Origin of the sequence: Wolbachia sp. wLmal (assembly GCF_049435495.1) — a bacterium.
GTDB lineage: Bacteria > Pseudomonadota > Alphaproteobacteria > Rickettsiales > Anaplasmataceae > Wolbachia > Wolbachia pipientis.
Map to the genome: position 1 here is coordinate 404,598 of NZ_CP185405.1, position 26,678 is coordinate 431,275.

Here is a 26,678-nt window from a genome sequence, read left to right on the forward strand (position 1 = left end):
CAAAAACCAAAGGTCTTGAGATACAAGATATTTGTATGGTTACTATGATAGTTCCTTTTTTAAGAAAGTTTTAAATTTCATACTTAACAATAAGCAACTTTAGGTTTAAATTTATGAAATCAGTTGTTATATACATCAGCAAATACGAATTTAACTGGTGTTATGGACTTAAATAAATTTACCGAAAAAGCAAAAAGTCTAATTCAAAGTGCTCAGATGAAAGCGTTGGGAGCTGGGCATCAGATTTTTATGCCTGAGCATTTACTAAAAGTGATGCTTGAAGATGAATCAGGTTTAGTTCAGGATTTGATAAACGCTTGTGGTGGAAATGTGCAGAGTATTTCCGATGCTGTGGATAGTGCAATAAAAAAGTTGCCAGTAATTGAAGGTCCAGGAAGTGGTGGCCTTCAACTTTCAAGAGAAATAGCAAAGGTTTTTGAAGATTCAATTGGTATTGCAAAGAGAAATAAAGATTCATTTGTTGCTGTCGAGCGTTTACTGCAGGGCCTTACTGCACAAAAAGACGATACTGTAGGCAAAATTCTGGCAGAGAATGGTGTGACTCCACAAAAACTGAACTCAGTTGTTGCAGAAATGAGAAAGGGCAGCAGTGCGGACTCGCCAAACAGTGAGGAAAAATTAAATGCGGCAAAGAAATATACAAAAGATGTTACAGAGCTTGCTATGCAAGGAAAGCTTGATCCTGTAATTGGTCGTGATGAAGAGATCAGAAGAACTATGCAGGTATCACTGAGGCGGACAAAAAATAATCCAGTGCTGATCGGTGAACCTGGTGTTGGAAAAACTGCAATAGTTGAGGGGCTTGCAAATAGAATTGTTGCAAACGATGTACCACTTGGTTTGCATGATGCAAAGGTCTTAGCTTTGGATCTTGGAGCGCTAATTGCTGGCACTAAGTTTAGAGGAGAATTTGAAGAAAGGTTAAAAGCAGTTATTAATGAGCTTTCGAGAGCGGAGGGAAAAGTTATCTTGTTTATAGATGAGCTTCATACTTTAGTTGAAGCAGGAGCAACAAGTGGTGCAATGGATGCCTCGAATCTGCTAAAGCCTGCTCTTGCGCGTGGAGAAATTCGCTGTATAGGAGCCACAACTTTAGATGAATATCGTCAGCATATAGAAAAAGATCCTGCACTTGCAAGGCGTTTCCAGCCCGTGTTTATTTCTCAACCAACTGAAACTGATACCATTTCAATACTCAGGGGTTTGAAGGAAAGATATGAGGTGCATCATGGTATAAGAATTACAGACGGTGCAATAATTGCTGCTGCAACGTTGTCCAATAGATATATAACAGATAGGTTTTTACCTGATAAAGCAATTGATTTGATTGATGAAGCAGCAAGTAGGGTGAGAATTGAAATGGATAGCAAGCCTGAAGTTATTGATGAACTTGAGAGAAAGGTTATACAGCTAAAGATTGAAGCAGAGGCTTTAAAAAAAGAAAGTGATGAAAATTCTAAACAGCGTTTAAAAAAGATAAATGAAGAGATCGAAAATCTAAACAGTAAATTTGCTGACTTGAACAACAAATGGCAGATGGAAAAGAATAAAATAGCTAGAATACAAGAAACAGCCGAAAAATTAGATAACGCTAGAAAAGAGCTGGAATTGGCTCAGCGGAGTGGAAATTTAGGAAAAGCAGGAGAGCTGATGTATGGTGTGATCCCTCAGCTTGAGAATGAATTAAAAAATCAGGAAAAGGTTACTGATAGTTTCTTAAAGAAAGAAGTGACTGGAGATGATATTGCAAACATTGTTTCAAAATGGACAGGAATTCCAGTTGATAATATGATGCATAGTGAAAAGGAAAAATTCCTTAACATGGAGAATGAAATAGGAAGAAGAGTAATAGGGCAGAAAGATGCAATAGAAGCGATAAGTAATGCAGTTAGGCGCTCCCGCTCTGGGGTGCAAGATACTAATCGACCTTTTGGTTCATTCTTATTCTTAGGCTCAACCGGGGTTGGTAAAACCGAACTTGCGAAAGCCTTAGCTGAATTTCTGTTTGACGATCAATCAGCGCTTCTGCGTTTTGATATGTCAGAATATATGGAAAAACATTCTGTTTCAAAGCTAATTGGCGCGCCTCCAGGGTATGTTGGCTATGAACAAGGTGGCAGATTAACTGAAGCGGTAAGAAGAAGGCCATATCAGGTTATTCTGTTTGATGAAATCGAGAAAGCAAATCCAGATATATTTAATCTATTGCTACAGATCTTGGATGAGGGGAGACTCACTGATAGTCATGGTAAATTAATTGATTTTCGCAACACCATACTGATTTTAACTTCTAACCTTGGCGCTGAGATAATGCTAAAAGGGAATGTTGATTCTGTAAGAAATGAAGTGATGCAAATAGTTAAATCAACATTTCGTCCAGAATTTTTAAACAGGCTGGATGAAATTATTATATTTCACAGTTTAACCAGAGATGACATCTATAAAATTATAGATGTTCAATTTTCTTATTTACAAAAAACACTTGCTAAGCGTAAACTGAGTATAAGTTTGTCGCAGGAAGCTAAAGAACTAATAGCACAAACTGGCTATGACCCTGAATATGGAGCAAGGCCCTTAAAAAGGGTTATACAAGAGTGTATTCAAAATAATTTAGCTAAATTAGTTTTATCAGGGGAAGTAGTAGAAAATGATGAGCTAATAGTGTACGCTCTTGATAATGAAATCTTAGTTAAAAAGGTTTAAGTTCACTGTGTATTTTTGTTAAAAAATGTGTATAGATCATAATGTTGACACTGAGTCTTTATTTAAGCTAGCTGATCAAGAAAATCAGCAAGATAAAGAAAAAATTAAAAAATTCATTAAGTATTTTTATAGTTTTGTTTATAAAAGCGACCTAAAAGCCAATGATAAGTTTTTGCTATATATTGTAAACGATGCTTACAATTTTGTTTCTCAAAAAGAGAAAGATGAAAGTAAGTTAGTAGTAAGCAATATAGATGATATACCAGGAATAGAAGGCGATTTTACCACGATTAAGATAACAAACGATGATATGCCATTTTTGGTTGATTCTGTTATTGCGACTATTAAATCGCACGATTTAACCATATGCTATTACAGCAACAGCATAATTAACATTAAAAGAAAAGATGGCCTAATAGACGAGATTTACTCTTTGGAAGAAAGCAATGGGGTCAAAGAGTCAGTCATATATGTAATTATCAAAGGTATAAGTGACAGCTTTGTTGATACATTAAAAGAATCTCTACAGAAAACGCTGAAAGCGGTTAATTGCGTTGTGAAAGATTGGCACTTAATGCTCAAGAAACTTGATGAGGCAAGTCTTTCTGTCATCCCAGCTGGGATCCAGGAAAAGGACACGTGGATTCCAGTGTCACGCACTGGAATGACACCAGACCGAAATCAAGAGCAAAAAGATTTTCTAGTTTGGTTAAAGAATAATAATTTTGTATTTCTAGGTTATCAAGAATATATTGCTGGTAAAGATGAAAAACTCGTCTGTGATGGCAAAAAGGACCTTGGCCTGATGAGAGTAGGTCAAAGTACGTTGATTCCTTCTGCAAACCTTGATTCCCTATACATATTGAGATCAGATCTAATCTCAATAGTCCATCGGCGTACATACATGAATTGTATAGGAGTAAAAGAATTTGATGACCAGGGTAATGTAGTAAAGGAACGGCGTTTTTTCGGGCTATTTACTTCTGTAGCGGAGGTCCAAGATATTCGAACTATTCCAATAATAAAAGATAAAGTTAAAGTTATAGAAAAAAATGCAGGATTTGTAACCGGGGGCCACAACAATAAAGCTTTGATTTCTATTTTGCAAGTGTTCTCTTGTGATGAATTATTCCAATCAAATGAAGACGAATTATTTAAAATTTGCATTTCGATCATGTCTCTTGCGATTAGGCCAAGGGTCAGATTATTTTTAAGAAGAGTCGGGGATTTTATTAGTTGCATAGTGCTGATACCGATGCGTTATGCTAGCGCTAGGCTAATGTTCAAGATACGTGACATATTGAAGGATGAGACAAGTGCAGGAAGTTCAGATATTTATAACAATCACATTATCAATGAATATGATTTGATGAAATTGCATGTAGTGCTAAAGACCAAAAATGCTAGCGTTCTTGATGATGAAGTTTTGCGTATCGAAAACAAATTAAGAAACATTACAGAAAAGTGGGAAGATCGTTTTATAGACAATTTATACAATACTTTTAGCACTGTTGAGGATATATTCATCCGTTATTGCAAGGCATTTCCAATAAGCTATCAAGAGAGTTTCGAACCTCATGACGCATATTACGATATGAAAAAATTGGAGATAGTGAGGAAGAAAGGAGTTAGCGAGGTCGATTTAAGACTTACTCGTGATAATCTTAATTATCAATTAAAGGTTTATACTCCAAACAACGGAGGCCTTGAATTATCGAAGATATTAAGGATCACTAAGAATTTGGGAGCTAAAATTCTATCTCATAATGGCTATTACATAGAAATTAACGGTGGAATATGGATACACCATTTTGTGTTGTCAAGAGTCGATGAATTAATAGACAACATTACTCTAAAAGAGCAATTTGAAATAACACTTGCGAAAGTGTTTAGCAAGGAAATTAAAAATGACTATTTCAATAGTTTGATCATTATTGCTGGGCTCAAGTGGAAGGAAGTGCTTCTGATTAGAGCGCTAAGTGCCTATCTAAAGCAGACGTCATTTAACTACAACCCAGAATATATCCAAAAGGTAGTCTCAGAGTATCCAAAAGTAGTAAAGTATTTGATACAACTATTTCATGCAAGATTTGATCCTAACATAGACATTGATAGAGCAGAAACTACAGACATTGTCAGAGAAAAAATTGAGGAACTTCTAAAAGAGATCAGCAATGTTTCACATGATTACGTTTTGCGCTCGATATTTAACTTGATAATGGCTATTTTAAGGACCAGTTATTATCAAGATAATAAACCCTACTTATCCATAAAATTTGACTCAAGTAAAGTGAATGGTTTGCCTGATCCTCGTCCGTATCGTGAATTATATATTTATTCAAACCTTTTTGAGGGAATACATCTAAGAGGAGGGAAATTAGCCCGTGGTGGCTTAAGGTGGTCGGATAGGACGGAAGATTTTCGCACTGAAGTTTTGGGGCTCATGAAAGCTCAGATGACAAAAAATGCGGTTATTGTCCCTGTTGGCGCAAAGGGTGGGTTTGTAATTAAGCAAGTTTATAAAGACAAAGATACTTTAAGAGAGAAAAGTGTTGAGTGCTATAAGAGTTTTATTAGAGGAATGCTTGATATTACTGATAACGTGGTTGATGGTGAAATAATTCCACCAGAGAATGTGATTAGGTATGATGAAGACGATCCATACTTGGTAGTTGCAGCAGATAAAGGCACTGCTTCATTTTCTGATTATGCCAACCAGATAGCCTCTGAATACAATTTTTGGCTTGGCGATGCATTTGCATCTGGTGGATCAGCAGGTTATGATCACAAAAAAATGGGTATTACAGCCAAAGGTGCATGGATTGCAGCACAGAGGCATTTTTGGAAAATGAATAAGGATATTTACCAGGATGCAACTGTTATTGGAATTGGGGATATGGCTGGCGACTTATTTGGAAATGGTATGCTGCTTTCAAAAAATATACATTTAATCGGCGCATTTAACCATATGCATATTTTTGTTGACCCAAACCCTGATGCAAAAAAGAGTTTCACAGAGCGTAAACGTCTCTTTGAGTTACCATTTTCAACTTGGATGGATTATAATAAAGATTTGATTTCTAAGGGTGGAGGAGTATTTGAGCGTAGCAGTAAGCAAGTAAACATTTCTCAAGAAATAAAAAAGTGCTTTGATATAACAGAAGATATGCTACCTCCAAGTGATTTGATTAGATATCTATTGAAAGCAAAAGTGGACTTCATATGGAATGGAGGAATCGGCACGTTTGTTAAGGCAAAGAGTGAAAATCATAGCATGGTCGGTGACAAAGCAAACGATGAGTTAAGAGTGAATGGTAAAGATATTAGAGCTTCTATGTTTATAGAGGGTGGAAATCTTGGTTGTACACAGTTTGGAAGAATAGAATATGCTGAAAAAGGTGGATATATCAATGCAGACTTTGTTGATAATTCAGCCGGAGTGATATGTTCGGACCTTGAAGTTAACATTAAGATTGCATTTGTTTCAGCTATGAAAGCAGGGGGTATTTCTTTAGAAAAAAGGAATGAAATACTGGCAAGTATGGTGGATGAAGTTGCATCCAAAGTGCTTGAGAACCACAACAAAATTGAAACAAAAGCATTACTTCTTGAGTGTTTGCAAGCTAAAGAGAGATTGGAGCAGCACCACAGGTTACTGCTCAGTTTAGAAAAATCTGGGCTGTTAAACCGAAGCGTAGAATTTCTTCCAACTGAAGAAGAGATAGCAGGGATGTTAACTGGTGCAGAAGGTTTCAGTTCTCCTCAGCTCTCTGTTCTAATGTCTTATGCTAGAACAGCAATAAAAAATGAAATTATACATTCCGATCTGTCTGAAAAAGATCTTATATCTCATGACTACTTGCTAGGTTATTTTCCTAAAAAGATGGTAACAAAGTTTAAGGATTTCATATTAAAACACCAACTTCGTAGAGAAATTATCTCTACTTGCATTGCAAATGATGTAGTGAATAGAATGGGCTGTATATTCATCAATAATTTGGCTGAGAACACTGGAATTAAGATACAAGAAGCGGTTAACATATATATTGTTGTTAACCACCTGTATGATTTAAACAGCCTGTGGCAGAAAATTGATGAATTGGATGGAAAAATTGATGTTAACTCATACTTACAAATAGTGAGGAACGTGCAGAAATTTATTGGCAGAGTATCATTTTGGCTAGTGAAAAATCTTGGCAAGCTTAGCTTTGTAGAATTGGATGATGTTACAAAATTTAAAGATGCAATTGAAACTTTAGGCCAGAACTTAACTGATGTTTTAGATGAACACCTATTAAAGATCTATAGCCATGGATCAACTTCTTTAGTAGAACTTAATATAAATAAAGATCTAGCAAAAAAAGTTGCTGATCTATGCGTTCTTGCTTATGCACTGGACATTATATCTGTTGCTGAACAGACATCTTTGTCCATTCTTGATGCTGGTAAAATATACTTTGAGTTAAAGTCGCTGTTAAGATTCGATCTGATTAGAACAATTGCCATCAAGATGAAAAGCCGCTCTTCTTATTGGGATCGCAGCTTAGTTAATGATTTATTGGACGATTTAAGCAATTACCATCACAAGCTAGCTGTTAAAGTCATAAAAGCTACTGATAACCCCGAAGATAAGGTTCAAACCTGGGCTTGTGATGATAAGGACTACATAGAACGTTATAATAGTTTTTTAGATGAGATGGTTGCTTCTAAACTTGATTTAAGCAAATTAATATTTATAATCAGAAGGATTAAAGTACTTGCTTCATAGGAAAATGTTCAATATAGGTCTTTCAGAAATTTTAGTTGTAGCTTTAGTGAGCATAATTGTTCTTGATAAAAATAAGGTACCTGTATTTATTGATTTTATTAAGACTATATATAGGTATTTTACAATTGTAAGGTTAAAAGCCAGAAGGTTATTGAAGGATGCCGGAATTGAAGACTTATATAAAGAGTGTAATACTGAGAAAGTAAATTACATAGTTGGTAAAAATGGTAAGCTTTATCCTACTTGCGATATAGATAATACATCTAAAGATAATGACAGCGAAGATTCTGGTAGTAGATGATGTACTATCTAATGTCAAGCTTTTAGAAGCTCGACTAAAAGCAGAGTACTATACGGTTATCGTAACTCATGATGGTGAAGAAGCTATAGATTTAGTAGCAAAGCAGCAGCCTGATATTATATTACTTGATATCATGATGCCAAAGATGAATGGCTTTGAAGTTTGTAAGGAGCTAAAGAGTGATCCCTTGACAACCCATATTCCAATAATTATGGTAACTGCGCTGCATGATACTCATGATAGAGTGCAAGGTATTAATGCTGGCGCGGATGATTTTCTGACTAAACCAATAAACGAAACTGCTTTATCTGCACGAATTAAGTCTCTCACACGCTTAAAGATGATTATCGATGAATTGCGTTTGAGAGGAGAAACTAACGCTGAGATTGGTGGAGTCGCAGGAAACAGTATTATGGATTATTCCAATCAGATTTTTGATGCTAACATACTTGTTATAGATGAGGATGTTCATCAAGCAGAGCAGATATATAATATATTAAAGCAACGCTTTAGGTCAATTAAAATACTGAGTGATCCAATGGAAGCATTGAAGGTTGGTATTGAGAATGGTTACGACCTGATCATTTCTGATATGCAATTTTCAAAAACTGACGGCTTGCGTTTGTGTTCTGAGTTTCGTAGTAAGGTGGAAACACGTTATACACCAATTCTGATTCTTTCTGAGGATTATGATAAAAACAATTTAGTAAAAGCACTTGATGTAGGTGCTAATGATTATTTAACAGTACCTTTGGATGAGGGTGAGCTAATAGCAAGGGTTAATTCGCAAGTAAAACGCAAAAGATATCAAGATGCCTTGAGAATGAATTTATTTAATAATGCGGAAATGTCTATAAAGGACCCATTAACTAACTGTTATAATAGAAGATATTTTGATGCACACTTAAGAAACATTGTTAAGGACTCTGTGGAAAAGGATAGAAGGTTGTCTCTTATGATACTTGATATAGACTATTTTAAGATAGTGAATGACAGTTTTGGGCATAGTGCTGGAGATGAACTTTTAAAGCAAATACAGAAAAGAATTTCTGAAAATATCAGAGTGACAGATTTACTAGCTAGGTTTGGTGGTGAGGAGTTTGTTGTTGTAATGCCAGATACCAATGTATCAGATGCGTATACTATTGCGGAGAGAATACGAAAAATTATTGCTAAAGAACCTTTTGTACTTGCGGATAAAAATACAACCCATAATGTAACTGTGAGCATTGGAATTGCAGAAATGCAAGGATCTGACTTTGATGATATTAAAAAATTTATAGTACGTGCCGACAAATGTTTATATAAAGCAAAAAACAGTGGTAGAAATAGAGTGGTTACTGGCTATAGCTAAACTGACTTACGACAATCTGAAAAACGACAACCGTCATTCCGCTACTCGTTAGCGGAATCTATGCTGAGATACCGCGCACAACTGTACGAACGTTGTAGTTTGGGAGCAATTCCCACCAGTGGGCCATTGCCCAGACACTAGGATCCAGCTTCTATGCAACTTAATTAAAAACGTTTGTTTTAGCGTAAGACAACTACCTTTAGCTCATCAGCTCAGTTATAAGCAAAATTTCTGGATTCCAGACTGGAATGACACCATTTGCTGTGCAATTTACCTTCAAAAATGAATGTTTGTACAGCTATGGAATGAATCGCGGTATGACGTGTTGCTTGGGTTAGCTATAGATTTCTGAAATGATTTCAAAAAAATGATAACTAAGATTAAAGCGACAACATGAGGTTTCTCAGCTCTGGAAATTTCACGTTTAACTGCAAAAATAGATACTTATTTAAAAAATATCCTGTGACTTTCAGTCCTAACTGAAATTCTTGGAATGAGTAGCTGTTTTGTAGGGTATTATTGTATACATCATGCAACATTTGTGGAAAAGGTAGGAGTTTATCTGCATAATAATCTCCTACTTTTTTTGACACTGCTCTACCAGTTTTTGGAGAAATAAATTGCAGATTTTCCTTAACACCTGTTACAGCGCATTTGGATAAGTCTAACTTGAATCCCAATTGCGTAAGAAGCAGAAGCTCCAAGTTAAGATAATGGCTTTGCCAAGACTGATTGTTGTGTTTAATTACATCGATGAAATATCGAAAATTGTCATACAGCATGGCACAGGGTTCACTTTCTGGAAGCACTTTTTCTAAAATAGAGGAGAAAGAAACAATAGTAATGCTTTTTAACCTATCTTGAAAGAAATGATGGAATGAAGATTCGATTAATTCGCACTTAAAAAAACCTAGATTTTCAGGTAACTTAGCACTCCATTCTGCATGTAATAGATTACTTATCTGAAACTTATAATTGCTATTGTTTGTTAGCTTAGTTAATCCCCTGCGCTTTCCATGATTTTTTGTAAACAGAGAAAGAATTAAGTTTTTATCGCCGTATTTTTTAGCAGCTATAATGATGCCTTCATCTTTCCATCTCATTTAGAGTGTATTGACCGTATGATATATAGGATAGTGCACCTAGAGCGTGTAATCCATAAAAATCACTTACTCCGTTACTGTTTGCTTCCAAAGTTTCAAGGCTATGAGAGAGTAAGTTATTGGCTGCCACTCTTCTTCCTGAGCCTGATGCATTTCATACTGAGCTTTTGGTTTGCTAAATAATTGTTTGAATGATTTTAGTAACATTACTTTTCCTCGTCTGAAATTTTGGATAATTCAGCTTCTAATTCTTCTATCGTCGGTAAAGCTGTTTTTATGTTCTCTGGTAGATTTTCAGTTATTCGATATTCTGCTAGCCCTATTGGCTTGCTCATGTCTCGGAGTGTATATTTAGCAAGTACATCGTCTTTAGATTTACATAAGATTAACCCTATAGAAGGTTGATCTGTCGAGTGCTTCAGTAAATCATCAACTGCAGAAAGATGAAAATTCATTTTACCAGCATATTCCGGCTTAAAATCCTTATCTTTTAGTTCAATCACTACGAAGCAACGTAACTTTAAATGATAGAATAATAAATCAATATAAAAGTCTTTATTACCAACATCTAAATGAAATTGTCTACCAACAAATGCAAATCCTTCACCGAGTTCTAACAGAAATTTTTCCATATGCCCTACGAGTCCTTTTTCTACTTCTCTTTCATGAGCATCCTTACCTATACTTAAAAAATCAAAAATATACGGATCTTTTAATGTGTAATGTGCTAGATCGGATTGTGGAGATGGTAATTTTTCTTTAAAATTAGTTATTGCTTTTCCTTGACGTTTATGTAGTCCAAGTTCTATCTGCATCACCATAATGTTACGTGACCAGCCATGTTCAATAGCTTTTTTTACATAAAATAATCTTATTTCATGACTTTCTATTTTTTCCAAGAGAGTGATATTGTGATACCAAGTTAATTGTGCAAGAGGCTCCTGCACAAATTCAACATCAGGATATTCTTCGGCAAACTTACGCATATACTTCAGATTTCTCATGCTAAAGCCTTTCATTTCTGGAAATGTACTTCTCAAATCCTTACTTAATTGATCAATTACCTTAGCTCCCCAGCCGTGTTCTCTTTGCCGTTTTAAGATTTCTGTTCCAATATAATGGTAGAGCAAGATAAGCTTACTATTTACTGCAAGCGCTGCCTTATAACGGCTTGTTGCAATACGATCTTTCAACTGCTCTAAAAATTCTGTATATTCTTTTGCTATAATTCTTGTCATAGGATTCCTTTTAATCCATTATACAATTCCTTTGTCTGTCGAGAAGACAATCTTTCGCTTGCCTGCAACTTTGAAGGGATTCCTTATTTACTTCAAACTTGTCCATCAACTAAAATATATTGACTTTATGTGCAATATTAGCTTTAAACCAGTAAAACAAGCTGCTTAACATATGCGTTTTTTCTATTCTAATTATATTCTTTTTTTGTCTTTATGTTGTTTTTTGCTTTTTTCGTTATCTTCAACAAAAGCCCAAACGAATGATACGTTAGCTGTTCCTATACCACAAAGGAAAAAAGAAATAGTTGAGCACACTGTTGTAGCACAACCGAGGCAAATTATCGAAATGCAAGAAGAAGTCATTATTAACGAGGGTAAAGAATTCATTCCTGTTCCAAAAAGAAAAAAAAGTGTAGAGAAGAAACTAAGAAGGGATGTCAGAGAGGCAAAGAATGAAATAGGAAACGAAAAAAGCGTTGAGAGCAAAAAGGATGAATTAGTTGTAACAGAAATTATTAACTCTATAAGAGAAAAGCTCACAAAATGCTGGAGCATTCCTGAAAGCATAGCTTACAAAGAAAATTTTAATATAAAAATTAACTTATTGTTATCCAGTCAAGGCGAGATAATTATGGCGGATGTAGCAGACAGTGATTCCTATCGAAATAATCCACTTTTCAGGTCGATAGCAGATAATGCAATGCGTGCAGTATATAAATGTAGCCCATTGACCGGCTTGCCTACTCAGCACCACCACATTTGGCGTGAAGTAACACTAGATTTTATTCTATAGCTAAAGTAATTCTATAATTTAATAAGCCCACTGTATCCGTTCAGGATAGCAGCAAGGTAGTATAACCATAGAGTAAAAGTGAGTTTACAACAAATGGTGTCATCCCAGTGCTTGACACTGGGATGGCTTTGTTGCATCGCTCAAGTGAAAAGAACTGGCAGTTACTGACAAAATTCATTATAAATAGCCATTTAACTGTTGAAGAAAAAATATGCCACAAAAAATGAGAGTCAGTAACTGCCATGAATATAACAAATTTCTCCAAGAAAGAGGAAGCATTTTTTGTTATATCAATGACGCCATAGAAAAGTGGTACGAGAATGGTCCAAAAATACCAGGTGGCAACAATATTTATAGTGATAAAGTTGTAATTTTGGTGCACATAATAACTTGTTTATTTAGAATAGGCCTGAGGCAAACAGTTGGGTTTATAGCAGGATACCTTGAGCAAATTGGGAAAAATTTGCAAGTTATCAGCTATTCACAATCATCAAGAAGGTTTAAGAAACTTAATATTAAGATAAATGATTGCAGAAAATAATATGGAAGATATCGAAATTGCTATAGATAGTACAGGAATTAGTATATACAACAACACTCCTGGTCATAGCAAAGAAAATAGCGAAGATAGAAAGTATCGCAGCTATGAACAGACAAGAAAATTGCATGTAATGTTGAATACAAACAGCAAAAAAGCCATAGCTGTAAAATACAGTAATGGCTGATCACTATGGAGCTTGTGATTTGCTAAAAGAAGTCGATTTTCAGTATGTCATAAAAGTACTATATGCAGATAGGGCATATGACAGAGAAAAGCTCTATAAGCTGTGTAATCAATATGGTATAAAAACGAAAATTCCTCCGAAAAACAACGCAGCAGAGCATCCAAAGTATGGCTGAGAGAAATTCTGCAGTCAAGCTCATAAAGTCATATGATGAAGATGGTATAAAGAAGTGGAAAAAAGAGATGAGTTATGGAAAAAGATCTTATATAGAAAGTTTTTTCTCGCGACTGAAACAAACATTCGGATTTAGTTTTAGGAATAAATCTGAGATAAATCGAGAAAAAGAACTGCTAATCAAATGCTATTTGCTTAATAAATTCACTGATATTGGTATGGCTAAATTTGAGATAGCTTCATAAATTTATTGTGCGTTACCTACTATCCGAAGAGCGATGCAACAAAGCCATCCCAGTGTCAAGCACTGGGATGACACCCTCCTTGGCAAACAATGTTCGTACAGCTATGTGCGTGACGCTGGCGCTGGAATCTAGAAAAAAATAGATCCAAGTAGTCAAGCTACTTGGATGATACTGACTGCTAATTTTTTATGCAAGAGGTCCAATCATTCACCGTTCTTGCAAGTGATAGCACTCTCACTTCTTTTGCACCGGAGTTTAAAATTTCCTGAGAGCAAGATCTTACAGTTGCTCCGGTTGTTACCACATCATCAACTAATATCACGATTTTATTTTCGATAATTTTCTTGTTGCTTGTTTTAAAAGCCTTCTTTAAATTTTTTTCACGCTGTTTAAGTGAAAGACCAGCTTGAGGCGCAGTATGGCGAAGGCGTTTTATTGCAAATGGCGTATAGGATAAATTGGACAACTTACTCAATTCTTTTGCAAGCAGTGCTGCTTGATTATATTTACGTTTAAACAAGCGCATTTTATGTAACGGTATAGGAATTATGATCTCTGCGTTCTGAAATGTATCCTGATTAGCTTGGTGTATCCACTTTGCATAGATTTTTACGTAATTCAAATTATCAAAAAATTTGAAATTTATAATCATGTTTCTACTATGTTGATCATAAGCAAAAACTGATCTTAATACTTTAAACGGTGGAGGATTGATGATGCACTTACCACACGTATAAATATTGTCTGAGATTACTACGCCACAAACATTGCAGTAATGCTTAGTTAGAAAATTGATTTTTTTGTTGCATTCACTACACAGATTAAGATTTTCATCAATGATACATTCGCAACTTACGCATACGCTTGGAAATATGAGATTTGTAGCTTTTTTTAGTAAGAGAAGGTTCACAACTCATTAAATATATTATAAAACAATTTATATAGTATAGCTAAAGTAACTTAAGCTTACACTCTTTCACTTTTTATTCCATTTCAATATAGTTCATGCTGCTGAAAAGCAGAACTTATAACTCAGTTTGTGGTATACCATTGACTGAAGTAGTCTTTGAATTATCCTTAGATAAAAATTGATGTTTTTCTGGCTTCTGTACTTCACTCAACTTACTTTGCACTTTGTCACAAGCCCACACAAGTGGCGTTATGATTGACGCGGCAGCCCAAATGATAGCAGCGCAAGCATAACTTACAATCTTGTTAAATACTCTAGCTACTGCATTAGCACAATCTTGCCCCATTTCTAAAATATGTTTGAATAATTAACGAATGATTTTGTATCTGTTTTAAAACAATAGTCCCCTGTTATTTTTGACAATAACTTGACTGGAAAGTATGACAAACATGCCACTATCAAAATAAAGGTTGCAATATTATGTTGGCTGCTAAAACAGCACCCAGTGTACACAATGAATACACTCCCTCTGCTCTGTGGCCCACGTATTCACATTTATCATTATCTTGATAATACTTGTTATAATTGTCTTTACTCTCAACTCCACAAATTACATCTTTCACAGGTCCTAACACATTATCAACGTAACGTACAGATTTATAGAAACTATTTTCTGGAACTAGTGTGTTATCTTCTGCTTTCTTAGCAGGTACAACTCCATATTCAAAGTACCTTCTAAAGTATCGATATACCGACATTCTTATCTCCAAATCATAAATATGCAACCTAGCCTAATATAATTAAGAAATAGTTTATAATAAATACGTTTTAAGATACCTGCCTGTAACACTTTCTGGAATTTTTACCACTTCTTCTGGAGTTCCAGTAGCAATCACTTCTCCGCCTTTTATTCCGCCCTCTGGTCCGATGTCTATTATATAATCTGCAGTTTTTATAACGTGCAAATTGTGCTCGATAACTATAACAGTGTTTCCCAGATCGACTAATCTATGGAGTATTTTTAGTAAGTTATTTATATCTTCAAAGTGTAATCCAGTTGTTGGCTCATCAAGAATATACAATGTTCTTCCGGTAAATCGTTTTGATAGCTCCTTGGACAGCTTTATTCGTTGTGCTTCACCCCCAGACAACGTTGTTGACGACTGTCCGAGTTTTATATAGCCAAGCCCCACTTCCTGCAAAGAAATCAACTTTTCTTTTACCATTGGAAGGTTTTCAAAAAAATCACAAGCTTGATCTATCGTCATATCAAGGACATCAGAGATTGATTTTTCTTTATGAGTAACTTCCAATGTTTCCCGATTATACCTTCGCCCTTTACATTGCTCACACTTCACATAAACGTCCGGTAGAAAATGCATCTCTATCTTTAAGTGCCCATCACCTTTACAAGCCTCACACCTTCCCCCTCTGGTATTAAATGAAAACCGGCCTATATTATATCCCCTTGCTTTTGACTCCGAAAGACCTGCAAACCAATTTCTTATATGAGTGAACATACCAACATATGTTGCTGGATTTGACGCAGGAGTTCTACCAATTGGCGACTGATCAACTTCTATAACTTTATCTATATATTCAAGGCCTTCTATTCTATCACACTGACCATACCTTGCAGACAAATGATATATCTTATGTGCTGAATATTTATATAACGTTTCTATGACTAAACTTGATTTTCCCCCTCCTGATATTCCAGTAACACAAATAAGATTCCCTATAGGAAATTTAACGTTCACATTTTTTAAGTTATTTTCACATGCATTTATTACTTTTATGAACTGAGTTGCTTGCTTTCTTCTCCTTGGAATTAAAATTTTTTTCTCTCCACTCAAATATTGCCCTGTTATGCTCCCCGAATTTCTTTGCACCTGGTCTGGTGTTCCTTCTGCAAGAACTTTTCCACCATTTACGCCAGCTCCAGGACCAATATCAATCGCATAATCAGCAGCCATTATTGTATCTTCATCATGCTCAACAACGATTACAGTGTTACCCATGTCTCTTAAGTTTTTTAGTGTGGCAATTAACCGATCATTATCACATTGATGAAGGCCTATCGAGGGTTCATCAAGCACGTACAGCACTCCTGTTAAACCAGAGCCAATTTGTGAAGCAAGTCTGATCCTCTGACTCTCACCGCCAGAGAGAGTGCTAGATTCTCGATCAAGCGTTAGGTAATTCAACCCTACATTCTTTAAAAATGCTAGCCTCTTGATTATTTCATTTAATATTTTACTTGAGATTTGCTTCTGTTGTTCTGTGAGCTTGTCTGGCAAATTTTCAAACCATTTAAGGGATTCATCGATGCTGAGCCCTGATATTTCACCTATATGTTTGCTATCAATTTTTACTGTAAGCGCTTCTTTTCTCAATCTATAGCCAGTGCATTCTCTGCAGTGAGTAACAGAGCAATATCGCTCAACAAGCGTTTCATCATAATCCATCTGGTTTTCTAAGATACTGACCAAACCTTGAAATTTACCGAAGCCAAAGAGTATCATATCTTTTACTTCTTGATCTATGTTCTTCCACGGAACATCAAGGCTAAATTTACAATTTTCAGCCAGTGATAGAATTGCACTTTTTAAAAATCCATAACCTGTGTGCACTTGACGGAACATTGATCCCACTGGCTTTAAAGCGCCTTCAGATATTGAAAGAGTTTCATCTGGCACTATCAGCTTCACATCAATAGCCAGCTTTTTACCAAGCCCATTACACGAACCACATGCACCGTAAGGGCTGTTAAAAGAAAATAATCTTGGTTCTATTTCCTCAAGAGTGAAACCAGACTCGGGGCATGCAAAATTCTCTGAAAAAGTCAGAATTTGACCATTTTTATACTCGGAATTATGGTTGTCAGGTAGGTTTACTATTTCTACATACATTAGACCATTACCAAGTTTTAGTGCGGATTCTATACTACTTGGCAGTCGATTTCCTATATCGCCCAACATTGATATTCTATCTGCAACCACAAAAATGTCGTGTTTCTTGTTCTTATCGAGTTTAGGCAAGTCATCTACATTGTACACTTCACCATCTGTTTTGAACCTTACGTAACCTTGTCTTTTAATTTCCAATATCTCTTTAAGATGTTCTCCCTTTCTACCACGCACAACAGGGGCAAGTATATATATCTTAGTTTCTAAAGGTAACGCAATTATAGTATCTACAATTTGAGACACCGTTTGTTTTGTTATTGGTAATCCAGTTGCAGGTGAATAAGGAACTCCTATTCGCGCATATACTAAGCGCAAGTAATCGTAAATTTCGGTAACAGTTCCAACTGTTGACCTTGGATTTTTTGAGATCGATTTCTGGTTGATAGATATTGCAGGAGAGAGACCTGTAATCGACTCAACATCTGGTTTATCCTGAATGTTGAGAAATTGACGCGCGTAAGCTGACAGGCTTTCAACGTACCGGCGTTGGCCTTCTGCATAAATCGTATCAAATGCAAGGCTAGACTTGCCAGAACCACTTAGCCCAGTTATAACAACTAGCTTATTTTTCGGTATATTGACGTCTACACCTTGCAGATTATGTTCCCTTGCGCCCTTAACTCTGATAAAATCGTCCATATTATACCATATAGCGTATTAACCATTATAGCCTCAAAATACGTGAATTTATAGTGATATATTGATTTTCTATTGATTTTTTCAACTGTTACGGAAAATTAAGCAGCGTTTGATAAATCGTCATTCCGCTACTTGTTAGCGGCTGAGATACCGCGACGGTATGACGGTTAAGTAGGCCAGTGCCCCTATGATGTCATCCCAGTGTCAAGCACATAGCTGTACGAACGTTGTAGTTTAGGAGCAATTCCCACCAGTGGGCCAGTGCCCAGACACTGGTTCTATGCAACTTAATTAAAAACGTTTGTTTTAGCGTAAGACAACTACCTTTAGCTCATCAGCTCAGTTATAAGCAAAATTTCTGGATTCCAGACTGGAATGACACCATTCTTTTTTCTGGATTCCAGTGTCTGGGCACTGGAATGACACCCCCCTGATAGGCTCAAATCATAGTGTTTGTACAGTTGTGGGTTTAAGCTACCTATAAATTCTAAACTGTTGTTACGTATTAGGACCACCAAATACACCCCCAGGACCCAAAGTCAGTTTAGCTATATCAGAAAACAGGTTATGTGGAAATCTTAAAATACTTCTTGTTCGCCAAGCAAAATAAATACATTCCTACAAACAAGCAGATGCTCAATACTGACACATAAGAAAACTTAAAAATTAAATCTCTAATGTATATTGATAAGCATTTACCTGCAGAAAATTTGTATAGTAATCCAACACATACAACGGCACTATCAACCACTGATGCTATAATTAAAGTAATGAAATTTGCCATATGAAAATTCAACTTGGACTTCAATTTTTCAAAAATAATTATGCTTGAGAGAAGAGATACTAAAATTGCAGTATATGAAATCAATATCATCAAATTAAAACTTTGCCATTTAAAAACACAACATAGCGCTGTACACACTATTAAGTTGTACGTAGCTTTGCTTCTGCCATAAAATTCAACCATTGAATTTACAACTAAAGCAGCTCCCACAAATAAGGCAGCACATATCATCAATTTATTTGAAGTGTTGAGTAAAGAAAGACTGATAAACAGGAGTATCGATAAAATAGACATAATTACCTACCCAAAATTAATAACATACATTCATTCTAAATAAACATTACATATAGTAAAAGAGTTATTTAGCATAATAAGAAAAATATTTTATATTAGCATGCCACATCTTTCAGATCTACTTTTAAAACATCCTTTATGTTTAGCACCTTTTTCTCTGTTACTTTGCCAATACATGAATAAACTGCACCTTCAAACAATTCTTCAAACCTCTTCTGATTTTGTGGTGCAATAGTAACCAAAATTCTACTTTGCGATTCAGAAAACATTATTATCTTGTTTATTATGTCTGTATTTTGTATTTTTCCTATTGGCACTAGTGAAAGATCGATTTCAGCACCAAGGTCTCCTGCAATTAGCGATTTTGCCAGAGCAATAACTAATCCGCCTAAGTTTGGTGCAATTGCAGAGGCAATTATGCCATCTTTTATTGCCTGGTTGTAACGCTCATACAACTTCCTAGCGCTCTTTGCATCAACTTTTGGTACGTTGTTATTACCTATTCCACTATATAACTGATATTCAGATCTACCAAGTTCATCAAGTGTTTCTCCAAGCACATATATCAAGTCCCCTGGCATTTTTACATCAAGCGATACCGCATTTTCAATATTTTCTATAATTCCAATTGCTGAGATGAGTAATGAAGGTGGTGCAGAGATTATCACTTTCTCGCCATTTTCATCATATCCCTTGAAGTCATTGAACATACTGTCTTTTCCGGATATGAATGGTGTTTTAAATGCAGTTGCGAAGTCGTAACAAGCCTCTGCAGCTTTCTTTAGTTGCCACAACCTTTCTGGATTATAAGCATCACACCAGCAAAAATTGTCGAGCAACGCTAGATGATTTATATTTCCTCCTACGGCTACATAGTTGCGTATCGCGGTGTCAATTGCACATGCTGCCATGTGGTAGGTGTCAATTTCTCCATAACTTGAGCCAAATCCTTGCGATTTTACAACACCTTTATTTGAAGAAAGAACAGGCCTTGAGACAATAGCTTCGCTGCACATTCTTCCCTTGCCTTGCAGTGGTTTTAACACTGACGATCCTTGAACCTCATGATCATATTGCACCACTATGAACTCTTTACTGCAAATGTTTGGTCTGCTTAACATTTCTTTTAATTCAATTTCTAAAGAAGGCGAACTTGTTGTCATTCCAGCGCGTGGCGCTGGAAGCCCCTTAGACCACGGCTTTGTCTGTAAATGCATTTTAGGATTACCATCATGCAGAAATTCAGTTCCGATATCCATTATTACTGTCCCTTTAGGACATTTAACAACGGCTTTACCACTCTCATTAAACTCTCCAATCACACAAACCTCCACATCATGTTTTTTCATGATTTGCTTAAACATAGGGAGATTTTCTTCTGGCACTGCTAAGGTCATTCTCTCTTGTGATTCTGATATCCATATTTCCCACGGAGCCATACCATCGTTTTTAAGGAGAACCTTGCTCAAATCAACTTCAAATCCGTCTTTTCCCATTTCACCAATAGACGACGACAGCCCACCTGCTCCATTGTCCGTTATTGCATTATAAAGACCAAGATCTCTTGCTTTTATGACGGCATTGGATAGTTTTTTTTGTGTTATAGGGTCACCAATTTGCACAATCGTTGAAGGGCTGTTTCCCGACAAAGCCTCTGAAGAAAACGTTGCACCGTGAATTCCGTCTCTTCCAACTCTTCCGCCAATAATTACGATTTTATCGCTGTTTTTAGGCCCTTTGATGTGTGAAGGTGCGTTATTTATGTTGCGCGGAATAATTCCGACACTGCCAACAAAAACTAACGGCTTGCCACAAAATCTATCGTCAAAATATACCGATCCAAGTTGCGTTGGAATACCAGAGCAATTACCAGCAACATTAACACCGTGGATCACTTCTTTCATTATATATTTTGGCGGTAAGATCTCATCAGTGCGCTCTTTGTCCCTATAAAACTTGCCTTTTGCTTCTTTGGCAAAGCAAAAGTAATAGGTATTCATTATAGGCTCCGCGCCTTTCCCGAAACCAACTATATCACGATTTACTCCAAGTACCCCAGTCATTGCTCCACCAAACGGATCAAGAGCCGAAGGGCTATTGTGAGTTTCAACTTTATCTACGATTAAGTAATCGTCATTAAAAATTATTCCTCCGGCATTGTCGGAGAAAACTGACACGCATATGTCAGAATTTATCTCACGCGTTGCACGCTTAATATAATGTGCGTATAGGCCATCTTTTATTTCATCAATGGGAGAGCAAAAGATATTGTGCTTACAATGTTCAGACCAAGTTTGTGCTAGGGACTCAAGTTCAATATCATATGGATTTCTATTAAGTTTTTTAAAGTAATCCTTTATAGCTTTCATTGCTGCCAGAGAGATCCCTAAAGTGCCATTACCATCGATTCCATCTCTGCTGATTTTCTCAAGTTCTTGGTTACTTACGTTTAAGTTAACAGATTTGGCTTTGCCATTAATGGTGTCATTTGAGTAGCTGATACTGGAATCTACATCTTTTTTCTGGATCCCAGTGTCTGGACACTGGGATGACAAGTAAGAGAGCGCTGAAGAGTTTGCTTTGTATTTACCATAACATTTCCAGCTATAGTTCTTACAGATAAGTGTGCAATACTCAGTGATAGGATTAAATTCTTGCTTTATATCATCTTCAGTTGCTTGACTTAGAATCAATTTTGAACTTCTTGCTTTGATATAAACATTTTCATCAATGTAGTTCTTGTTTATTAAATATTCTCTAACAATTTGTTTCACTGTGTTGCCTACATTGTCGGTCATGCCAGGTAAAAAGCTTATCTCCAAGCCCCACTTTGCTTGTGGTTCTATGAAGTTATATTGAACTTCTTCAAGGTTTTCATTGTAGGAATAATAACGGCAGTCTTGTATGACTTTATTATAAAATAGCCCACAAATTTCTTCATATAATTTTGGTGGTAATTCTTTGTGTATATAAATCGAGTAAACGTTGACTAACCATCTGCAGCCAACTTGCTCACATTTATTTAAAACTTCTATTCTGATGTTTGTCATGTAATGTTATAAAAGATTTTAACATATAATAGCATACAAGCACGTTTATATTTTGAATAATTTCTATACAATAAAAGTATTGTATTAATTGTTACTGTTAGTGGGAAGAGTTTGTACCGTTAATGTGGATGAATCCCTTTTCGATGTGCTGGTTCAGCATATATTTTCTGAATATGAAAGAGAAAAAATCCCTGAAGTAAAGATCATACTTCCTTGCAAGAGGGATGTGATAGCGCTGCTGAGTGCATTCAAGAATTATAACGCTAAAAAATGCATAATTTTGCCAGAGATAGTTTCGCTAGAGAACATCGATGAGGAGGATTTAATATTAAATCTTGATAGAGTCAAAGTTATCAAGCCAACAAAAAGGACGCTGCTACTCATTCAATTCATATTGGAGTGGAATAGAAAAAATAATGATAATTTTCCAATTGATTTAGCTTATAGCCTGCCATCATTGCTTGATAAAATTCAGTATACCCAAATGGCAGAGTTCGATGAACATTCAAAAAAAATAGAAAGTTTCATAAATTTACTTATTGAAACATGGAATAAAATTTTAAAAGATTTAGGAGTAGTAGATATATTAGAACATAAGAGTGATTACATAAACAGTATGATAACCTCTTTACAAAAAGACCAATATATAATCTTTGTTGGAATTGGAAAGGATAAGTCGTTAATTAAGGCTATATATGATCTGCCATTTGGAAAAATAATTTTGCCTAACCTGAATTTGAAAATTAAAGAGAAAGACTGGAAATTGCTTGATAAAAAACACTATCAATATTGTCTGAAAGATCTGCTAGGTTATTTAAGTATAGGCAGAGAGGATGTAAGTTTTCTGCCAGAAGCGTGTTCTCCAGTGCCCAGACACTGGGATCCAGAAAACTTAACTTTAAATGAGCGCACCAGGTGGCTGTATAATGAAAACTGGATCCCAGTGTCAGGCACTGGGATGACAGAAGAAAGGGCTGGGATAACAGGAAGTCCTGAGGAATATCTAGATTACGTCTTTGATACAACTGCCGATCTAAGCAAAGTTAGTAGTGGACATGTTGGCAATATTGAAGTCATCACTTGTGATTCCAGAGAGGAAGAAGCACAAGTGACATCATTAATTATAGAAAATGAAGGTTATGAAAACATTTCTTTGGTCGTCTTTGATAAATTACTTGCAGCTCGTATAGCATGTTTATCAAGGCAACACAGTGCCATACCAGAAAATTACCCTTATATAACGCTTCTGCTTTATAGTATCGAAGTTTTGACCTCAAATTGGAGCAGTGTGTCATTACTTTCGCTCCTTAAACATAGGCTAGTGACTTTTGGTTACACTCAAGAAGAGTACACTCGGATTTTATCTGAATTTGAAATAGAGATATTACGCAACTTTAGTACAAATGGCCTGAGCGATATTATAAATGCTATCAATGCCCATAAAAAGCTAAAACATAAAGAAGATATATTACTTATTATCAATAAGTTAGAGGCTATATTTAATCCTTTGCTTAATTCTATAAATTACTCTATTTCTGATGTGGTAGCAACTCATTTGCAGTGTATTAATATATTATCTGGTATAAATTTTTCAGAGCTAAATAGTGAAATAGGTAATTTCACCTGTAATTTCTTGAATGCATGTGAGGGTGTAGAAATTAAGTGCTCCTTAGAGTTATATAGCCAAATTCTGACCTTATTTTTAGAGAAAGAGTTTTTCTCTGTAGCAAGTGACTTGAATAAATTCAGCTTATATCACAACAAAGTTGTAATACTTGCTGGATTTAATGAAGCGCCAAGCTTTCAAAATCCGCTTTTGAATGCATTTACGAGAGAAAAATTTAATCTTCCTTCCGTGCAAGAAGAGCAGGGGTATTTTTTTTATACTTTACACAATTTGTTTTGTGCAAGTAAGGTTTATATTACAAGATCGCTAAGCCATAGAAAGCCAATTCTATTGCAGCGTTTGGAAATTCTGCTCAAGGAGGGGAAGCAGCCGTATCGTGATTGGCTAAGGATATTAAATACGCCTGAATGTATTGTTCCATGTACTCAGCCTATGCCAAAACCTCAAACCGAAGTTAGAAAAGAAAAAATGCAGGTGATGTCTTGCAGTGCAATAGAAAAGCTAATTCGTAATCCTTATTCATTTTACGTTGAATATATACTGGGTCTTAAACAATTAAGAGACTTGAATTTTAAGCCATCGATATTGGAATTTGGCACTATGGTACACAACATTCTTGCAAGATATTTACGCAACAAAAAATCTCCAATGAGCATTGCACGAGAAGCATTTTCGACTAGTCAGTTTAATTTTTCAAATATGTGGTGGGTAAGACTACAAAAGATAATTCAATCTTTTGTCGAATTTGATGAAACTCGAAGCAATTATGTTGAGTTGGAAAAGAACTTTTCCTGTCCGATATTTCATATTCCAGCGCGTGACACTGGTTCTTGTGATCAGTATGAAACTGCTTGGATGACAAATAAGCCACAAGAAATTTCACTGATAGCAAGATGTGATAGAGTTGAGTATCTACCAAGTGGGCAAGTGGCAATTATAGACTATAAGCTTGGTACACCACCTTCCAATGAAGAAGTAATGTCGGGATTTTTTCCGCAATTAATTTTACAAGCCTTAGCGGTAGAACATATAACAAAAAGAGAAGTCTCAGAACTTGCTTATTGGAAACTTGATTATGATAAAATAAAAGTCATTTCTATACAAAATTATAGATACAAAATGCAAGAATTAAAAAATGATCTGCCTGGTTTTTTATCTAACTATTTAAGTAATTCCACACCCTTTATTGCCTCTCCATATTTTGATAAATTCCTGAGATTTAACAGCTATAAACAGCTAGAAAGGGCAGGAGAGTGGTTGTAAATGGTGTCATCCGAGTAACTGACACTGGTTCCTTTATGACGGTAGTAGCCCTCCTTCTCCTGTCATTCCAGTGCTCTCTTCTTGTCATCCCAGTGCTTGACACTGGGATGGCTTTGTTGCATCGCTCTTCGGATAGTAGGTAACGCACAATAAATTTATGAAGCTATCTCAAATTTAGCCATACCAATATCAGTGAATTTATTAAGCAAATAGCATTTGATTAGCAGTTCTTTTTCTCGATTTATCTCAGATTTATTCCTAAAACTAAATCCGAATGTTTGTTTCAGTCGCGAGAAAAAACTTTCTATATAAGATCTTTTTCCATAACTCATCTCTTTTTTCCACTTCTTTATACCATCTTCATCATATGACTTTATGAGCTTGACTGCAGAATTTCTCTCAGCCATACTTTGGATGCTCTGCTGCGTTGTTTTTCGGAGGAATTTTCGTTTTTATACCATATTGATTACACAGCTTATAGAGCTTTTCTCTGTCATATGCCCTATCTGCATATAGTACTTTTATGACATACTGAAAATCGACTTCTTTTAGCAAATCACAAGCTCCATAGTGATCAGCCATTACTGTATTTTACAGCTATGGCTTTTTTGCTGTTTGTATTCAACATTACATGCAATTTTCTTGTCTGTTCATAGCTGCGATACTTTCTATCTTCGCTATTTTCTTTGCTATGACCAGGAGTGTTGTTGTATATACTAATTCCTGTACTATCTATAGCAATTTCGATATCTTCCATATTATTTTCTGCAATCATTTATCTTAATATTAAGTTTCTTAAACCTTCTTGATGATTGTGAATAGCTGATAACTTGCAAATTTTTCCCAATTTGCTCAAGGTATCCTGCTATAAACCCAACTGTTTGCCTCAGGCCTATTCTAAATAAACAAGTTATTATGTGCACCAAAATTACAACTTTATCACTATAAATATTGTTGCCACCTGGTATTTTTGGACCATTCTCGTACCACTTTTCTATGGCGTCATTGATATAACAAAAAATGCTTCCTCTTTCTTGGAGAAATTTGTTATATTCATGGCAGTTACTGACTCTCATTTTTTGTGGCATATTTTTTCTTCAACAGTTAAATGGCTATTTATAATGAATTTTGTCAGTAACTGCCAGTTCTTTTCACTTGAGCGATGCAACAAAGCCCACTGGGATCCAGGAATTTTATTAAGTTGGCAAGCATAAAAATAGCTGTTTTTTGTTAAAATACAATGTTTTGATGATTATGGAAATACTGGATTCCAGTGTCAAGCACTGGAATGACAGCAGTCCTACGTCATACCGCGATTCATTCGCGGTATCTCTAGATCTCGCTAACAAGCAGCGGGATGACGGTTGTCAGGGTGTCATCCCACTACCTTCTCCTGTCATCCCAGTGCCTCCCTCCCCTGTCATCCAAGTAGCTTGACACTTGTATCTTTATGATGTGAGGCATTAGAGCTAAAATACCTCACAGGGAGGGTGAAGCTGATGCAACGCTAATGCCATTAAGGCCGAATCCCAGATTTTGCTTCCCTCCCATAGAGTTATAGCTCTTCTCATAATAATCCCAATAAGGTAAGAATGGATTTATGGTAGAGGGGTTTGTATGCCAGCAGCGTATAGTTACGACTTAAGGAAAAAAGCAATGGAAGCATTGGATGAAGGAGAAAGTAGAGCAACTGTTGCCAAGCGACCTTACCCAGAAA

At 35.8% G+C, this 26,678-nt stretch carries 18 protein-coding genes and 3 pseudogenes; 11 read left to right on the forward strand and 10 right to left on the reverse strand.

Features of this window, described 5'->3' with window-relative positions:
• Positions 1-162: 162 nt before the first annotated feature.
• Genes clpB through ACEL90_RS02170 form a run of 4 tightly spaced genes read left to right on the forward strand, consistent with a single transcriptional unit; the run spans position 163 to position 9,147 of the window.
• Positions 163-2,724 carry an ATP-dependent chaperone ClpB gene (gene clpB, locus ACEL90_RS02155; RefSeq protein ID WP_423349283.1) on the forward strand — a complete coding sequence of 854 codons (2,562 nt, stop codon included), beginning with the start codon at positions 163-165 and terminating at the stop codon, positions 2,722-2,724.
• Positions 2,725-2,749: 25 nt separating this feature from the next.
• Entirely contained in the window at positions 2,750-7,492 is a 4,743-nt protein-coding gene (locus tag ACEL90_RS02160; RefSeq protein ID WP_423349157.1) for an NAD-glutamate dehydrogenase, read from the forward strand.
• Positions 7,493-7,496: 4 nt separating this feature from the next.
• On the forward strand, positions 7,497-7,793 hold the full coding sequence (tatB, locus tag ACEL90_RS02165; protein WP_423349158.1) for a Sec-independent protein translocase subunit TatB: 297 nt from the start codon (positions 7,497-7,499) through the stop codon (positions 7,791-7,793).
• Positions 7,765-9,147 carry a PleD family two-component system response regulator gene (locus tag ACEL90_RS02170; protein ID WP_423349159.1) on the forward strand — a complete coding sequence of 461 codons (1,383 nt, stop codon included), beginning with the start codon at positions 7,765-7,767 and terminating at the stop codon, positions 9,145-9,147. Before tatB ends, ACEL90_RS02170 begins: the two co-directional genes overlap by 29 nt.
• 380 nt (positions 9,148-9,527) lie before the next feature.
• On the opposite strand, the gene recO is transcribed toward ACEL90_RS02170, so the two are convergent.
• From recO to ACEL90_RS02185, 3 genes are all read right to left on the reverse strand, one after another.
• Complete coding sequence (recO, locus tag ACEL90_RS02175) at positions 9,528-10,250, reverse strand: DNA repair protein RecO (protein WP_423349160.1); 723 nt, start codon at positions 10,248-10,250, stop codon at positions 9,528-9,530.
• Between the two features lie 66 nt (positions 10,251-10,316).
• The gene (locus ACEL90_RS02180) at positions 10,317-10,457 is read right to left on the reverse strand and encodes a hypothetical protein (RefSeq protein ID WP_007548500.1); all 141 of its coding nucleotides are present in this window, start codon (positions 10,455-10,457) and stop codon (positions 10,317-10,319) included.
• Positions 10,457-11,488 (reverse strand): PDDEXK nuclease domain-containing protein, encoded by a 1,032-nt coding sequence (locus ACEL90_RS02185; protein ID WP_423349161.1) that lies wholly within the window; start codon positions 11,486-11,488, stop codon positions 10,457-10,459. Before ACEL90_RS02185 ends, ACEL90_RS02180 begins: the two co-directional genes overlap by 1 nt.
• 172 nt (positions 11,489-11,660) lie before the next feature.
• On the opposite strand from ACEL90_RS02185, the gene ACEL90_RS02190 reads away from it, so the two are divergent.
• The 3 genes and pseudogenes from ACEL90_RS02190 to ACEL90_RS02200 all read left to right on the forward strand — a co-directional run bounded on the left by ACEL90_RS02190 (position 11,661) and on the right by ACEL90_RS02200 (position 13,567).
• Positions 11,661-12,281 (forward strand): hypothetical protein, encoded by a 621-nt coding sequence (locus tag ACEL90_RS02190; RefSeq protein ID WP_264339167.1) that lies wholly within the window; start codon positions 11,661-11,663, stop codon positions 12,279-12,281.
• A gap of 211 nt (positions 12,282-12,492) precedes the next feature.
• A pseudogene (locus ACEL90_RS02195) lies at positions 12,493-13,425 on the forward strand (IS5 family transposase).
• A 7-nt stretch (positions 13,426-13,432) separates the two neighbouring features.
• Positions 13,433-13,567 carry a hypothetical protein gene (locus ACEL90_RS02200; protein ID WP_256437791.1) on the forward strand — a complete coding sequence of 45 codons (135 nt, stop codon included), beginning with the start codon at positions 13,433-13,435 and terminating at the stop codon, positions 13,565-13,567.
• 36 nt (positions 13,568-13,603) lie between these two features.
• Here the strand turns inward: ACEL90_RS02200 and ACEL90_RS02205 are convergent, their stop codons facing one another.
• The 6 genes from ACEL90_RS02205 to ACEL90_RS02230 all read right to left on the reverse strand — a co-directional run bounded on the left by ACEL90_RS02205 (position 13,604) and on the right by ACEL90_RS02230 (position 22,071).
• Positions 13,604-14,335, reverse strand: a complete 732-nt coding sequence (locus ACEL90_RS02205; protein ID WP_155969427.1) for a ComF family protein — start codon at positions 14,333-14,335, stop codon at positions 13,604-13,606.
• Between the two features lie 115 nt (positions 14,336-14,450).
• Positions 14,451-14,681 (reverse strand): hypothetical protein, encoded by a 231-nt coding sequence (locus tag ACEL90_RS02210; protein ID WP_423349162.1) that lies wholly within the window; start codon positions 14,679-14,681, stop codon positions 14,451-14,453.
• Between the two features lie 112 nt (positions 14,682-14,793).
• Positions 14,794-15,093, reverse strand: a complete 300-nt coding sequence (locus ACEL90_RS02215) for a hypothetical protein (protein WP_423349163.1) — start codon at positions 15,091-15,093, stop codon at positions 14,794-14,796.
• A 54-nt stretch (positions 15,094-15,147) separates the two neighbouring features.
• The gene (gene uvrA / locus ACEL90_RS02220) at positions 15,148-17,943 is read right to left on the reverse strand and encodes an excinuclease ABC subunit UvrA (RefSeq protein ID WP_423349164.1); all 2,796 of its coding nucleotides are present in this window, start codon (positions 17,941-17,943) and stop codon (positions 15,148-15,150) included.
• Between the two features lie 565 nt (positions 17,944-18,508).
• Positions 18,509-19,021, reverse strand: coding sequence for a hypothetical protein (locus ACEL90_RS02225; protein WP_006279733.1), 513 nt, complete (start codon positions 19,019-19,021; stop codon positions 18,509-18,511).
• 95 nt (positions 19,022-19,116) lie between these two features.
• The gene (locus tag ACEL90_RS02230) at positions 19,117-22,071 is read right to left on the reverse strand and encodes a phosphoribosylformylglycinamidine synthase subunit PurL (protein ID WP_423349165.1); all 2,955 of its coding nucleotides are present in this window, start codon (positions 22,069-22,071) and stop codon (positions 19,117-19,119) included.
• Positions 22,072-22,171: 100 nt separating this feature from the next.
• Here ACEL90_RS02230 and ACEL90_RS02235 point away from each other — a divergent pair, with 100 nt between their 5' ends.
• Together ACEL90_RS02235 and ACEL90_RS02240 are read left to right on the forward strand one after the other, a co-directional pair.
• Entirely contained in the window at positions 22,172-24,961 is a 2,790-nt protein-coding gene (locus ACEL90_RS02235; RefSeq protein WP_423349166.1) for a WPE palindromic element domain-containing protein, read from the forward strand.
• Entirely contained in the window at positions 24,952-25,104 is a 153-nt protein-coding gene (locus ACEL90_RS02240) for a hypothetical protein (RefSeq protein ID WP_423349167.1), read from the forward strand. The genes ACEL90_RS02235 and ACEL90_RS02240 overlap by 10 nt, the downstream gene beginning before the upstream one ends.
• 12 nt (positions 25,105-25,116) lie before the next feature.
• Here ACEL90_RS02240 and ACEL90_RS02245 read toward each other — a convergent pair.
• Positions 25,117-26,049 (reverse strand): annotated as a pseudogene (locus ACEL90_RS02245) (IS5 family transposase).
• A 166-nt stretch (positions 26,050-26,215) separates the two neighbouring features.
• Between ACEL90_RS02245 and ACEL90_RS02250 the strand changes: the two are divergent.
• Both ACEL90_RS02250 and ACEL90_RS02255 read left to right on the forward strand, forming a co-directional pair.
• Positions 26,216-26,398, forward strand: a complete 183-nt coding sequence (locus tag ACEL90_RS02250; protein ID WP_423348926.1) for a hypothetical protein — start codon at positions 26,216-26,218, stop codon at positions 26,396-26,398.
• A 180-nt stretch (positions 26,399-26,578) separates the two neighbouring features.
• Positions 26,579-26,665: pseudogene (locus ACEL90_RS02255) on the forward strand (IS630-like element ISWpi11 family transposase); the annotation flags it as partial.
• Positions 26,666-26,678: the final 13 nt, after the last annotated feature.

Bases quoted from the DNA above. Each gene is read 5' to 3' on its own strand.
- ACEL90_RS02180 (WP_007548500.1), bottom strand. From the start codon at position 10,457: ATGTTACTAAAATCATTCAAACAATTATTTAGCAAACCAAAAGCTCAG.
- ACEL90_RS02170 (WP_423349159.1), top strand. From the start codon at position 7,765: ATGACAGCGAAGATTCTGGTAGTAGATGATGTACTATCTAATGTCAAG.
- ACEL90_RS02215 (WP_423349163.1), bottom strand. From the start codon at position 15,093: ATGTCGGTATATCGATACTTTAGAAGGTACTTTGAATATGGAGTTGTA.
- uvrA (WP_423349164.1), bottom strand. From the start codon at position 17,943: ATGGACGATTTTATCAGAGTTAAGGGCGCAAGGGAACATAATCTGCAA.
- clpB (WP_423349283.1), top strand. From the start codon at position 163: ATGGACTTAAATAAATTTACCGAAAAAGCAAAAAGTCTAATTCAAAGT.
- recO (WP_423349160.1), bottom strand. From the start codon at position 10,250: ATGAGATGGAAAGATGAAGGCATCATTATAGCTGCTAAAAAATACGGC.
- ACEL90_RS02210 (WP_423349162.1), bottom strand. From the start codon at position 14,681: ATGGGGCAAGATTGTGCTAATGCAGTAGCTAGAGTATTTAACAAGATT.
- tatB (WP_423349158.1), top strand. From the start codon at position 7,497: ATGTTCAATATAGGTCTTTCAGAAATTTTAGTTGTAGCTTTAGTGAGC.
- ACEL90_RS02250 (WP_423348926.1), top strand. From the start codon at position 26,216: ATGGAAATACTGGATTCCAGTGTCAAGCACTGGAATGACAGCAGTCCT.
- ACEL90_RS02190 (WP_264339167.1), top strand. From the start codon at position 11,661: ATGCGTTTTTTCTATTCTAATTATATTCTTTTTTTGTCTTTATGTTGT.
- ACEL90_RS02160 (WP_423349157.1), top strand. From the start codon at position 2,750: ATGTGTATAGATCATAATGTTGACACTGAGTCTTTATTTAAGCTAGCT.
- ACEL90_RS02225 (WP_006279733.1), bottom strand. From the start codon at position 19,021: ATGTCTATTTTATCGATACTCCTGTTTATCAGTCTTTCTTTACTCAAC.
- ACEL90_RS02185 (WP_423349161.1), bottom strand. From the start codon at position 11,488: ATGACAAGAATTATAGCAAAAGAATATACAGAATTTTTAGAGCAGTTG.
- ACEL90_RS02230 (WP_423349165.1), bottom strand. From the start codon at position 22,071: ATGACAAACATCAGAATAGAAGTTTTAAATAAATGTGAGCAAGTTGGC.